The 12,874-nt window shown below is 48.0% G+C and carries 12 protein-coding genes and 1 pseudogene (1 of these 13 cut by a window edge); 3 read left to right on the forward strand and 10 right to left on the reverse strand.

The window, feature by feature from the left end; translation table 11 throughout:
- From B3N33_RS09320 to B3N33_RS09345, 6 genes are all read right to left on the reverse strand, one after another.
- The coding region (locus B3N33_RS09320) for an SDR family NAD(P)-dependent oxidoreductase (RefSeq protein ID WP_292593136.1) at positions 1 to 692 on the reverse strand (692 nt) is incomplete at its 3' end.
- A gap of 6 nt (positions 693 to 698) precedes the next feature.
- Positions 699 to 1,511: a nucleoside phosphorylase gene (locus B3N33_RS09325; RefSeq protein ID WP_214061491.1), complete on the reverse strand. Its 813-nt coding sequence runs from the start codon at positions 1,509 to 1,511 to the stop codon at positions 699 to 701.
- Positions 1,512 to 1,515: 4 nt separating this feature from the next.
- On the reverse strand, positions 1,516 to 2,358 hold the full coding sequence (locus B3N33_RS09330; protein ID WP_214061492.1) for a carbohydrate ABC transporter permease: 843 nt from the start codon (positions 2,356 to 2,358) through the stop codon (positions 1,516 to 1,518).
- Between the two features lie 9 nt (positions 2,359 to 2,367).
- Positions 2,368 to 3,234 (reverse strand): carbohydrate ABC transporter permease, encoded by an 867-nt coding sequence (locus tag B3N33_RS09335; RefSeq protein ID WP_102818970.1) that lies wholly within the window; start codon positions 3,232 to 3,234, stop codon positions 2,368 to 2,370.
- A gap of 49 nt (positions 3,235 to 3,283) precedes the next feature.
- Positions 3,284 to 4,531, reverse strand: coding sequence for an ABC transporter substrate-binding protein (locus tag B3N33_RS09340; RefSeq protein ID WP_103134491.1), 1,248 nt, complete (start codon positions 4,529 to 4,531; stop codon positions 3,284 to 3,286).
- 29 nt (positions 4,532 to 4,560) lie between these two features.
- Positions 4,561 to 5,301: a GntR family transcriptional regulator gene (locus tag B3N33_RS09345; RefSeq protein WP_214061493.1), complete on the reverse strand. Its 741-nt coding sequence runs from the start codon at positions 5,299 to 5,301 to the stop codon at positions 4,561 to 4,563.
- Between the two features lie 691 nt (positions 5,302 to 5,992).
- Between B3N33_RS09345 and B3N33_RS09350 the strand changes: the two genes are divergently transcribed.
- The 3 genes from B3N33_RS09350 (at position 5,993) to B3N33_RS09360 (ending at position 9,650) form a co-directional block, all read left to right on the forward strand.
- Positions 5,993 to 7,621: an ABC transporter substrate-binding protein gene (locus B3N33_RS09350; protein WP_214061494.1), complete on the forward strand. Its 1,629-nt coding sequence runs from the start codon at positions 5,993 to 5,995 to the stop codon at positions 7,619 to 7,621.
- A 477-nt stretch (positions 7,622 to 8,098) separates the two neighbouring features.
- Entirely contained in the window at positions 8,099 to 9,019 is a 921-nt protein-coding gene (locus B3N33_RS09355; RefSeq protein WP_102818974.1) for a hypothetical protein, read from the forward strand.
- 22 nt (positions 9,020 to 9,041) lie between these two features.
- Positions 9,042 to 9,650 carry a bifunctional 4-hydroxy-2-oxoglutarate aldolase/2-dehydro-3-deoxy-phosphogluconate aldolase gene (locus B3N33_RS09360; protein ID WP_102818975.1) on the forward strand — a complete coding sequence of 203 codons (609 nt, stop codon included), beginning with the start codon at positions 9,042 to 9,044 and terminating at the stop codon, positions 9,648 to 9,650.
- Here B3N33_RS09360 and B3N33_RS09365 read toward each other — a convergent pair.
- The 4 genes and pseudogenes from B3N33_RS09365 to B3N33_RS09380 all read right to left on the reverse strand — a co-directional run.
- On the reverse strand, positions 9,643 to 11,064 hold the full coding sequence (locus tag B3N33_RS09365; protein WP_292590253.1) for a rhamnulokinase: 1,422 nt from the start codon (positions 11,062 to 11,064) through the stop codon (positions 9,643 to 9,645). The two genes, B3N33_RS09360 and B3N33_RS09365, sit on opposite strands and share 8 nt — an antisense overlap.
- The gene (locus B3N33_RS09370; protein WP_292590251.1) at positions 11,061 to 12,050 is read right to left on the reverse strand and encodes a carbohydrate kinase family protein; all 990 of its coding nucleotides are present in this window, start codon (positions 12,048 to 12,050) and stop codon (positions 11,061 to 11,063) included. The genes B3N33_RS09365 and B3N33_RS09370 overlap by 4 nt, the downstream gene beginning before the upstream one ends.
- The gene (locus B3N33_RS09375) at positions 12,047 to 12,694 is read right to left on the reverse strand and encodes a transaldolase family protein (protein WP_102818978.1); all 648 of its coding nucleotides are present in this window, start codon (positions 12,692 to 12,694) and stop codon (positions 12,047 to 12,049) included. The genes B3N33_RS09370 and B3N33_RS09375 overlap by 4 nt, the downstream gene beginning before the upstream one ends.
- 44 nt (positions 12,695 to 12,738) lie before the next feature.
- Positions 12,739 to 12,874, reverse strand: a pseudogene (locus B3N33_RS09380) (L-fucose/L-arabinose isomerase family protein) (it continues 1,287 nt past the right edge of the window).

The following is a 12,874-nucleotide window of genomic DNA, read 5'->3' on the forward strand; positions in this document are numbered from 1 at the left end:
AGAAATACCATGAGGCCGGTGTGGTCTTCTGGATGTCCTATTCTTCCGGCAGGGGTTCTTTCTTCAATTCTTTTCAAAACTTCTGGATGCTGTGAATAGAAAGGTGACGAAAAAGGGATGGTCTCAGTTGGGCCGGGTGCAATTACGTTCACTTGAATGTTCAGTGAAGCGAGTTCAAGGGCCATCACCCTCGAAATAGCTATTATTCCCGCCTTGGCAGCACAGTGGCCGGCATGTTCTTTCTCTGGAAAGAGCCCTCCGACCGAGGCCAGATTGATAATCTTTCCACCACCGTTCTTTGCCATCATCTTTGCTACTGCCTGACTTACCATGAACACTATCCTCACGTTTATATGCCACTGTCGATCAATCTCATCAATTGGGTGGTTTAGAAAAGGCGCCCTGAATATGTAAGCGGGGCAGTTAAGAAGAATGTCTACCTTCCATGTATTCTCTTCAATCAGATTGGAGATCTCGTCCACATCTTTTTGATTGTCTATGTTTGCGCATATCGTCGAGCAGAATCCTCTTTTCGTTTGCTCGAGCTCTTCCTTAAGCGTTTCAAGCTTATCTTCGTCTCTATCCAGTATAATGACCTTCGCGCCCTCGTTTACAAAGGCTCTGGCGGCCGAGCCTCCGACTCTCCCGGCCCCGAAAATCAGTGCCGTTTTTCCTGTCAGTCTCTCACTCACAGTTCTTCACCCCTGATCGGCAATCGGGGGGAGAGTGAAGTCCTTTCCCCGCCTGATTGAGATTTCGTGCCAGTTGTTGTACTTCAAAGCCCCCTCGCATGCTGCCCTAATCGCATTCTCATTTGAAGGATGCGGGTCCGGCCTCTCCCCTTTCGGTATGTTCGATCCGGCAGTGCAGATAGTCACGGCCTTGATCTTCAGGAGAGAAGAAAGAACGTATAAAGTCGCCGCTTCCATATCGAGCTGAAGAGCACCGGCGGCGATCCATTCTTCCAGCTTTCCGTATATCATAGATGGGAAGTTTTCTCTCAGAAGAGCGGGCTTCGTTGCATAGAAGGAATCCAGTGAAAGCCCCATGCCTACGTGGTAGTTTACACCGGAATCATCGCAGGCAGAAACCAGTGCCATGAGCAGTAGATAATCCGCCACAGCCGGGAAATTCTCCGGGATGAAGAGGTTTGAAGTTCCGGAGTATCTTATGCAGCTTGAAATAACCATAAGATCGCCGGGCTTCACATCAGGCGCCAATCCTCCGGAGGTTCCAACGCGAATTATCGTATTCACTCCAAGTTTGTTGAGTTCAACTACGGCGATCTCAGTCGAAGGGCCTCCGATTCCGCTTGAACATACTGTGATCGGCAGTTCCTTGTATTTGCCGGTAATCGTTGTGTAATCCCTGTTGTTTCCAACCTCTTCGACATCGCTCAAGTACTCTCCTATCTCATAGACTCTAGCCGGATCGCCCGGTAGAAGAGCTGTCTCCGGGAGAGAGCTGGCAGAAATCTGCAAGTGATTCTTTGCCTTTTTTGAAGTGTCCATATAATCATCCTTTCAATCCAGTTCCGCTTATCCCCCGAACGAAATACTTCTGGAGGAAGAGGAAGAGAATGACCGGCGGAAGGCTTCCGGCGATGGCCGAGCTGAATAAGTTCGCCCAGCTGGTGTTTTCTGTTGATCTGTGTGCCGCTATGGCTACCTGCACAACTTCGAATCTGCTTGAATGGGTTGCTACAAGAGGCCAGAACAATGAGTTCCACTGGAACATGAATACCATAACAATCACGGTCACTATTGCCGGTACGCTCAATGGAATAGCTATCTTCCAGTAGATCCTGAACCAGGAGGCACCGTCAATCCTTGCCGCTTCCATTATCTCTGAAGGCACTTCGGAGAAGAACTGCCTGAACAGGAAGATGGCGAGGCCGTTGGCGACACCGGGAAGGATCAGGGCCCAGTAAGTGTTGTCTATCCGCAGCTGCTTAATGAGGATATAGAGGGGTATGACAATCGATTCGAAGGGAACCATGAAGGTTATCAGGACTATTGTGAAAAGGGCCGCCTTGCCCCTGAACTCGAATTTAGCGAGCGCGAATCCTGCCATTGAGGCCACAAGAATTGTTAGGAGAATCGTTGAGACTGAGACGAGAAGACTGTTCATAAGGGCCCTGCCAAAGTTCAGGTTTACGAATATGTGAACAAAGTTCTCTAACGTAGGATTAGTAGGAACGAAAGTTCTCCAGGTGAGGGGGTTTGCATATTCATAGAGTGGGCTGGCCGGCCTCAACGCAGATGCGATTACCCATATAAGCGGGATTAGGAAGAAGAGGCTTATTATGCCTAGAATGGCGAATAGAACTAGAGTTTTCCACGGACTTCTTTTCTTCATGATTCCACCTCAATACTCGAATCGAGCCCTGGTGAATCGCAGCTCGAAAAAACTGAATAGAAGGATAATACCAAGCAAGATCGTGGTAATGGCCGAGGCCCTTCCCATGTCGAGATTGACGAAGGCGCTCTTGTAGGATTCGTACATGAGAAGGTTGGTCGAACCCATGGGGCCACCCTTGGTTATTATATATACCGGCGCGAAGCTCAGGAAGTTGAAAGCGGTATTTGCAACGAGAACGAACGATATGGTTCTCGTTAGCAATGGGAGAGTTATCCTGAACGTCTTCCTGAATGTAGAAGCTCCGTCGATGTCAGCCGCTTCGTACAATGTCTCCGGAATGTTCTGCAGTCCAGCAAGAAAGTACATCATCCAGTAACCGGAACTTCTCCATACGTTCAGCAGGACAAGCCCCCAAAGAGCCTGATTCGGAGAGGCGAAGAAGGGCTGGGGTTTGAAGCCAAACATGGTTAAGAAGCTGTTGGCCAGTCCGTTGTAGGGATCAAGCATAACCATCCAGATCACCGAAACGACCGCGAATGAAATCGCCGCAGGCAAGAAGAAAACTGTTCTGAAAAACTTGGTGAAGAAATGGCTTGAGTTAAGAAGCAGCGCCATTAATAACGATGTCAGCACGATCAGCGGGTTGACAACTATCGAGTAGATTAGGGTAACGGAAAACGATTTCCAAAAAACGGGATCGTACTTGAAGAGATATTCGTAGTTTTCGAATCCCACGAATGACTTTACCCCTGTGAAACTAGTCGTGGTGAGGCTCTCAATAACTGAAACGCCAATAGGCCAGATTTTGAAAACGACTAAGAACGCGAGCGCGGGGAGAACGAAAAGCCACGCCACTTTATTGTTTCGAAACATCAGCACACCATCCGAAATACCCTAAGGTCAAGTACGATCCCAAAATCGATTATCTGTATCTTCTAAGCTCTCTATCTATTCTTGCCGCGACTTCCTCAAGCGTGCTTCTCGGATCGGCACCATAATGAATTGAGTTGAATGCCTCTCTGAGCATGAGCTCATACTGAGAATAACCCGGTGTTCGCGGCCTCGGAACTGCCGTTGTCTCCATCTCAGCAATAAACAGCTGCCACATGGGGTTGTCGAATACCTGGGGGAGTGCTTCGTAAACATCGGATCTAGCAGGCGCTATTCCGTTTAGATTGTGCCATGTAATCACGGCGTCTTTACCAGTTATGAACTTCGTGAAAGCAAGGGCGGCATCGAGCTTCTTCGTCTTAGAGTTGATTCCGACATGCCAGCTGCCCGTAGGAGTTACCGCAACTCCGCCATCGAAGTATGGGAAGGGGGAGAGTCCGTAATCTAGATCGGGATATTGGAGCATTCTTCTTATGTTCCACTCATTCCCCAGCATCATTGCTGCTCTTCCGGTTCCGAAATACTCTCGTGAGATAGCCGAGTCACTTAGACCTTGAGGGCTTACCTTCCATTCATTAAACAGCTTCCAGTAGAACGTCGAGCCTTCCACAAAAGCATCTGAAGTGATGTATCCCTGTGAGACAAAACCATCGTCAGAGAGTACTGATGCACCGAGAGACTGAACCATAGGGAAGATAAGATAGGGTCTGTCTATCTGCTCAATTACCAGGCCCCAGATATCTGTTATGCCGTCTCCGTTCGTGTCCTTCGTAAGCTGCTTGGCAATTTCAGCAACCTCTTCCCACGTCAGCCTCTCTTCAAGACTCTCCGGAGGAAAGGGGATACCATATTCTTCAAAGATGGCCTTGTTATAGAAGAGACCTGCGGAAGAAGTTCCGTAAGGTACGGAGTAGAATGTTCCATGATAACTGCCCTCTTCTATGGAGGCATCGAACCAGGCTGCCATCTCTTCTTCGGAAAAGTGCTCGTCGAGAGGGAGAAGATAACCTCTTGCCGCGTAAGAAGCGGTATTGGGTCCGTCTACGATGTAAACGTCGGGAGTACCGTCTCCGGCGGCCAAACGGACTTCAATTGTCTGAAACAGCTGGCCAAAAGGAACGAGCTGAATGTCCACATCGATTCCCGGATTCTCGGCTTTGAACTCGTTGATCACCTGCATAACCTGATCTTGCGGCCATCCCATCCACAGAACTTCGAGCGTAGTAGCCGAAAGAACGACACCCAGTAAGAGAACGATTGCAAGTACGAGCTTCCTCATTTCGCCATACCTCCTGTTGAGCTAATGTATTAACGTCTTCTGATGAGCTTGAAAGTGAACGTTCCTGATGGCAAATAACTCTTCGAGTACAGAACCTTTCTATCTTGAACGTCGTAATGAATTTGCTCAAGCAAGAGCACCGAAGTGCCTACGTCGATCCTCAGCTTTCTTGACAATCCTTCGTCGGACTTGAAAGGAATGAGATCACACTCCGCATATCTTATGTCGATATTATAGTGTTTTCCAAGACCCTCAAAGACGGAACCCTGAATTCTCTCCGGATCTATTTGAGAAACGAATGATCTCGGAATTACGTCAACACAAACAGCAACCGGAATCTCGGAAGCGTACTTCACAGTCTCAAGAAGATATACTATGCTCCCTTCCTCCAGTTCAAGAAGCTCGCCGGCCCTTCCATCGCACACACACTCTTCGAACTGTATGACCTCGCTTCTTGCAGAATGGCCCTGAGATTCAATGAAACTTGCTATGCTTGAAAGCCTTTCTATACCACCCTTGATGATCGGGTATCTGTCTGTAACAAAAGTGCCGATCCCGTGCCTTTTGAGGAGGAGACCATCCTTCTGAAGAAGACCAATCGCCTCCCTTAGAGAGTTTCTGCTCACACCGAGCTTTCTTGCCAGGTCAGGTTCAGAAGGAAGCTTCTCGCCAGCCTTCAACTCTCCGCTCAGTATAAGGTTTCTCATTTCGCTATGGATCTTTCCCGAAAGAGAAGTATGAATATGATGGTTAAGATCGATATCCTTCATCTACACCGCCTCTCTTGTGATGTAGGATGTCCTACAAGTAGAATATACACTATTCATCGTCAAAAGCAAAAACTGCAGAAACCTTCTGGTTTAGGGTAACCGTCAAAGAGCTGCCGTCCGAAGAGCCGATATTCGCTGATCGCTGGGAAGACAAGGACCCGTCGTCCGTCAACGGTCCACCGTCCTCCGGAATCGTCGTCTTAGTCAAAAAACCACGAGACGATGAGAGAGAACGAGACGGATGAGATTAGATCCAGGTTGAGTGCTCAAGCGAGGATTTAAAGAGTGGTTCATCGTTCCGAGCTGCGCCCAGGTTCTTGGTTAAGAACCATGAGATGATTAGAGAGCGCGAGAAAGCGGGAGTTAATAGTGTTGTTCGCAATCGAGAACGAAGAGCAGATCCCATTATGTAATGCTCATTTTAGCTCAAGTTTTTTGACCTTAACCAAGAACGAAGAACANNGAACAGGTACTCGCTCTGGAACTAAGAATAGATACTTGCTCTGGAGTCTCTCTTTGGCTATTTGTACTCTTACCAACAACGAACAATCCACCACCAACTATTTTTCAAGGTTCTTTCCCCAACGTCAACTGCTGGCACGTTCTTCAGAAGCCCCTGCCTGTTCCGAACAAAACTGAATTCTCTTCATCTAATATAATGGAGGTAATACACAAGTTTCTGGAGGTTGCGGTGAGGAGACTTATTCTGGCTATTCTCATACTCGTGTTAGTTTCAAGTTCTTTCACAGCGGTTCTGAAAGTAAGAGAGACAGGTGATGAGTTCACTTACGCTGAGGTTGCCGGGGGTACGATATACCTCCCTGTGGATACTACTTTCAGCTTCTTGCCTGGGTTTGAGCTTTCAGAAGGGGATTTTTGGGTAACGTTTGCGATTCAGGATCCGCTATTCAGATTGGCAAGCGGTGACGAGTTGAGCCCCTCTCTCGTAGAGAAGTTCGAATGGAGAGACTCGAACACGCGACTGTTTATCGAGTTGAGGAGAGACATTTTCTGGTATGACGGCACTCCTATAACCACTGCAGACATAGAGTATTCGGTTAGAGCGTGGCGCAATACCGATAGTTCTCCGTTATTTCAAACACTTAACGATCCTAGATATGAAGGGCTGACGATAATAGACAGCAAATCGGCGGTTTTCAGTTTCACTTCGGCATATCCTGAATTCATAAACTCCCTGAGGACGGGGATTCTTGCAAAACATGTTTATCAAGACAAGCTAGGAATTGCGCCCGAAAACCTCAAGACAAGTCATGAGATGGACAAGCCTCCTCTAGAAGCATCTTCGGGTCCGTTTCTTCTTGATCAGAAGAGTGTGAAGGGCAACATTGTTCTCAAGAGGAATCCGAACTGGCACGGAGGACATGCCGACAACCTGTTCCCTCTCGTTTTCGATAATTGGCCTGAAAAGAGTCTCCTTGATGAGATCAGGCTAGTTGAAGTGGCGGAACCTTCAGACAGGATCGAGATGTTCGAAAGGGGTGAGCTCCATCTGCTTTTCAACGGACCTGAGGAGAACGAAACACTTATAAGGCTATCTTCATCAGAAACCTTCAATTCGGGAAGCTTTCCGGACGGTACTTATCATGTTGTTTTGATAAACCACAGGAACGAATTGCTTGCGGAGAAGGCGGTAAGACAGGCCATGAAGATGTCTCTAAACTATGAATCACTTCTCGAAGCTATTCCAAATTCCATGAAGACGTTCATTCCTATCGATCCAAGGACAGCACTCTTCAAGACACTGGAGGCTCAGATAGTGGATCTCCCATACGATCCGGAAAGGGCGAAGAGTCTTCTTGCAAATTCTGGCTATCCTAATGGCATTACTTTGAAGATTAAAGTCTATCATGGAGTTGAGACGAGATTGCTTGAGGAACTAAGAAGAAGCTGGGATAGAATAGGGGTGAAGCTTGAAGTCGAAAAGCTTGATTGGGGCACCCTTCTTCGCGACATCAACGGCGCGGATTACGAGCTGGCCTACCTTCGAGTTCAGGCTTTCGAGTACCCTGAAATTGCTCCCTGGACCAATGAATACGAACATGATTTGAGTACGGGATGGGAAGTCGGTTATCTGAACCAGCAGATTTTTAGGATTTTGAGAAGAGCCGCTATAGAACCTGATTGGGCAAGTCGGACTCCTTATTATCTGGGCGCGTACAGGATCTGGACAAATGATGTTCCGGTGTTGATTCTGGCCCACAGTCTTTCTTATGTGTTCTGGAACAGTGAGCTTGAAGGTCCCGTTCCAGGGAGAGGAGAGCTGTACGAGAATCTCGCCGAGTGGTTTTTGAAAAGGTGAACTTGGTTGACTTGATTGATCATAGCCGACTGACAGATTGGTGACCCGCCACTCTTGCGCGAATANNATATGAGAGGGATAATGCAGAGAGAGTTAGGATCCTCCGGCGAATGTATAGAGAGCACGGAGAATGAGTGAGATGAGGACACGGTCAGCAAGAAGTGAGATTGGGTGCGACTACAACCGTGACTTTCTTGTTTTCAAACCGGGCGGCCCATCTAGAGCCTTTAGCTTGGGCAGGTGCAGCGATTGCATCAGACACTCACTTTGGCGGTGATCTGTCATCAAGAGAAGGCATTGAAAGCTCGACGTTTTGGTATTAATCAGTGATTCGGCAATTTGGTCGACCACAAGCAGTCACCATTTCTCTGGAGAAGAAATCTGTTTTGGTCAGCCCTTTGGGAGCAAGCTTCGAGATCGTGAAAGTTTTGGGAGTTCACAGTCGGCAACGATGAAGACATAAAGGGGGTATTCGAGATGCTCTATCTTGAAAAGGAACCTTTGAGAAGAGCCCAGTACTTTATTCTCGAGAGTGGAAGAGAATTGGAAAGAAGGCTCTTTGCTTACCATTTCATGGATGGCCCGGCAAATGATGTTGTCGAGGAAATCGCCGGTTATCAAAATTTGGATGGAGGTTTTGGAAACGGAATAGAACCGGATTTTAGACTACCAGCTTCATCTCCAATGGCGACAAGTATAGCACTTCAATATTTGCGAGATTTCGATGAGGTACCTCTCGCAAAGGGGATTATCTCAAAGTCAATTGAATACCTTGACAACACATATGTTCCCGAACGGAAGGGATGGTTTGCAGTTCCGAAAGCCGTCAACGACCATCCGCACGCTCCGTGGTGGGAGTACGACGAAGAAAAGGGAATGTGCGCGATTGATGCGAATTGGGGAAACCCGACCGCTGAATTAATTGGGTATCTGCACAGATACAGGGAGTACACAAGTCTAGATACAGACATGCTCATCCTAAAGGCGATCGAGTATCTTGAAAGCAAAGACGAGTTCGGTTCCTTTCACGAAGTTTTCTGTTTTGTGAGACTCTATAGACAGCTTGAAGAAGAAACGGCTGCCAAGCTCATGCCAAAGCTGTCTGAAGCCGTATGTTCTCTTGTGAGCAAGGATGAAGAAGAATGGAGGACGGAGTATGTGGCGAAACCTCTTGACTTCGTGTCCTCCCCTGACGAGTTTTTCTGCATCGATCAGAATCTGATTGAAGAAAATATCGAGTACTATATCAGGGAGTTTCAGACGCATGGAAAAGTCAAGCCCGCCTGGTCCAAGAGCTTCTATGACGGAGAAATGGCCAAGTCATGGGATGAATGGGTTGCTATAATTACGTTGAGGGCGCTAACTGTTCTCAAGTCTTTTGGAAGAATCGTTCTTTGAAAACTATGAATGGAGGGTTGGAGTGAAGAATATCATTCTGCAAGAGAAGATAATGGCTGTTATAAGAAGCGATAGTGTCGATAGATGTGTAGAGATAGGAAGGAGCTGCTTTAAAGGTGGCATAAAGATCCTTGAGATTACATTCACGGTTCCAGACGCACCGAAGGCTATATCGATTCTCTCTGAAGAGATAAAGGGGGCTTACGTTGGAGCTGGAACGGTTATCACTGACGAACAGTTTAACATAGCGGTTAAGAGCGGCGCAAAATACGTGGTAAGTCCCCACTTGTCCGAAGAGCTTGCAATACAGTCAAGGGCTCTCGAGACGCTTTACCTTCCGGGGATAATGACGCCTACTGAGTATGTCAAGGCCACAGGGCTCGGCTGTTCTATGGTTAAAGTCTTTCCCGGCGACGTCCTTTCCCCATCTTTCGTTAAGTCTCTGAAAGGACCGTTCCCCGACGCTCTCTGCGTAGTGTCCGGAGGGGTCAGTCTAGACAATATCGACAAATGGTTTAAGGCAGGCACGGCCGCTGTTGGTATAGGATCCGATCTGACTAAGGGGACTCCGGAAGAGATAGAGGAGAAGGCAAGACAGTACGTCGCCAAAGTCAAGAGTTTCTTTAGATGAAGTCTCGCATTTTTGGAGTGTATTCTTGAAAGTTGAATGAGCGTTGAATAAGATCGTGAGCCTGCGATAGGTCACTTAGTTCTCCAAGGCCCAGCATCTGCACTATGATGTTACCTGTGGCAGTCCCTTCTGCCGGTCCTGCAACTACCGGAAGCCCTGTGTAGTCTGACACCAGCTGACAGAGAAGTCTGTTGCGAATGCCGCCGCCTACCATTCTGATATTCCGTATTGACCGGCCGGTTATTGACTGCAATTGTTTTCTCGTCTGCTCCGTCTGGTAAGCAATTCCTTCGATCGCGGCTCTCACGATCTCCCCCTTGTTTTGCAAAGAGATCCCGAGACTCTTGGTTTCGGAGAGTATAGCCTTCTCCATGTTTTTTGGTTTCTTGAAGGCTTTGGATTCGATATCGATCTTTCTCTCATAGCTTCTGGCGGTCTGCGCCATCTCGGTCAATGCATAGTGATCGAGATTAGGGTCCGATTTCCTCCACTCTCTGAGTAGTTCCTGAACCAACCAGAGACCGGTCAGATTCTTGAGCAGGCGGTACTTCCTTCCGTAGCAGCCCTCGTTGGCAAGGTTGTTTTCAATAACATATTCTTCTCTGGAAGGTTTGTCGATCAACACCCCTTCCAGGCACCAGGTTCCGGCGCTGACGAACATCGAATCATCTGAAAGATCCATGGACGAAACGGCCGATGCCGTGTCGTGGCTTGCGGGGAGAATGACCTTCATGCCCTTTATATCGAGCTCTTTCGAGATTGAGGGAAGCAGTTCTCCGGCGATTTCGCCAGGATCAACAATAGGAGTCATTATCTCAGGTAGATCGAAAAATCTCATCAGCTCTTCGCTCCAGTCATGCCGATCGGGGTCGAAGAGTTGTGTAGTAGTGGCGAAAGTGAACTCTGTCAGCTTCTCCCCTGTAAGGAAGTAGGTAAGCAGTGAGGGCATCGGGAGAAGGGTATCTGCCTTCTTCAGGTGACGGCTGTTTTTGCGTTTGAGAGATATAAGCTGATAGAGAGTGTTGAATGGCTGAAACTGTGTTGGGGCTCTGTCGAAGATCCATCGCTTGCCGGCCTTCTTTATTGCGTAATCCATGGAATCGTCCTTGAACATGTCCCTGTAGTGTCTCGGGTCACCTTGAATCGAGCCGGAACTGTCGATCAGCCCGAAATCCACTCCCCAGGTGTCGATTCCTACGCTGCGAATCTCAATTCCCAGAACTGAAGCAGCCTTAATGCTGTCCACTACATTCCTGTAAAGCGAAATGAGGTTCCAGTGAGTCGAACCGGCAACATGAATTGGCTCGTTTGAAAAGCGATGTACTTCTTCCAGAACCAGCCTGTTTCGATCGTACTTTCCGACGAAGGCCTTGCCGCTGGAGGCACCGATGTCTATAGCGAGGAATCCGATCAACGATCTACACCCCGTTCCATAAGGAACTGGTTCACTTCGCTTTCGGTTGGCATCGAGCTTGCTCCGCCATATCTTGTTGCGACGATCGCAGCCTCTGCGTTGGCAAAAGTCAGAATGCTTCCCAGAGCTTCTTCGGTAAGATTATGCAGTTCTTTATGGTCCATATTGTAGAGCCTCGAGATTACTGCGGCCATGAATGAATCTCCACAACCGGTGGTCTCGGCCACTCTTACTTTGAACCCCTCTCTCCTTACAGAAGTCCTTCCGCGATAAACAATAGATCCCCTGCTGCCTAGGGTAAGGAAGACGAGCGTGTCCGGTCTGACTTCCAGTCGGGATAGGGCCTTATCCAGACTGTCGCTGTCACATATATATAGCAGGTCGTCGTCGCTGAGCTTGAGAATATCGACTCTGGAGATGATTTCTTTGACTATGGCCCTGAATGAATCGTGTTCTTCTATTGCGCTTCTTCGAATGTTGGGGTCGAATGAAGTCTTGACTCCTCCTGAACTGAACCTTTCAAACAGTTCCATATAAGTGGATGCCGACGGTTCTTCAAGGAGAACTATCGCGCCAAAATGGAAAAGAGAAAAGTTCAGAGGGTCGATCTCTCTTATTTCTTCTGATTTGAGCGATAAATGGGCGGCGTGGTCCCAGTAGAAGCGAAATTCAGGTTTGCCTTCGCCATCCAGCGCAGCAAATGCTATCGGAGTCTTTGTGCCTCTTTCTCGTACGATGTAGCCCGTGGACATTCCGAGAGACTTCAAATACTCGAGTAGTGCGTTACCAAATTCATCCATCCCGATCTTCGCAAGAAATTCCATAGGAACTCCAAGCCTATGAAGGCCGGCAGAGATGTTGAAAGGGGCGCCACCCGGTTTCTTCTCGAACAGGGTGGTGCCTTCCAGGCCCTTCATCGGTTCTCTAGAGATGAAATCGAAGAGGATCTCTCCAGAGCACAGAACCGGCTTAGGCCAATCCTTCATAACTTGAAGTCTCCCTCGAATCTATCGAGATCATCTGCAGGAAAGCTTCCCTTTATGTATTCTTTCGCAATTTCTATTGGGAGAGTGAGATCGTGGACCCCGAGAGAAAGAAGCTTGTTTGCGCTATCGATATCCTTAATGCTTGCCGCTATTATTCGAGGGGCATTTGAGTGCCAGTCTCCGATCTCAAGCATTTCGGTGATCCTCTCCTCCGGATCGATTCCAGCCTTCTTCATTCTGTCGAAGTACACGGCCACATACTCGACTTCCATGCTGAGCGCGGCATAATACTGCTCTACCGTGTAAACTGCCGTTGCACAAACACCGACACCAATCTCGTCAAGCTCAGGAACAAATGACGACGCCTTTTCCGGGTCCCAAGGAAGCTTTACGGTGAAGAATTCGGGGTCGAAATCACTCTTCTTGATGAACTCCTTCACTTTCTGTATCCAGTTTGTCGATGATATGCTGCCTTGAACAAAGTGACGCTCTCCCGGGACCTTCGAGAGAAACTTCATTGCGTCCATTAGGCCCCATCCTGGTCTGTCGCGTTTCAGGATAGTCGGGTTAGTTGTTATTCCTGCAAAAACAGGTTGCTTAACGAGCTCAACGCTCTTTTCACAAATACCGTCAATGTATAACATTATTAGGCTCCTTTCTTAAGAAACTATATGTCTTGAAATGCAGTTTACTCTGCAAGAATCTGGTAATCAATACCCTTTATATCACAGAACTGTACCAGTTCCTCTACAAAATCGCCGTAGACACCGTGAGTGTGGTTGCACGGGTAGTATCTCAGGAAGGTTTCCATGTCCGTATCCAGC

This window comes from Mesotoga sp. UBA5825 (assembly GCF_002432955.1).
In the GTDB taxonomy this organism is placed as follows: Bacteria; Thermotogota; Thermotogae; order Petrotogales; family Kosmotogaceae; genus Mesotoga.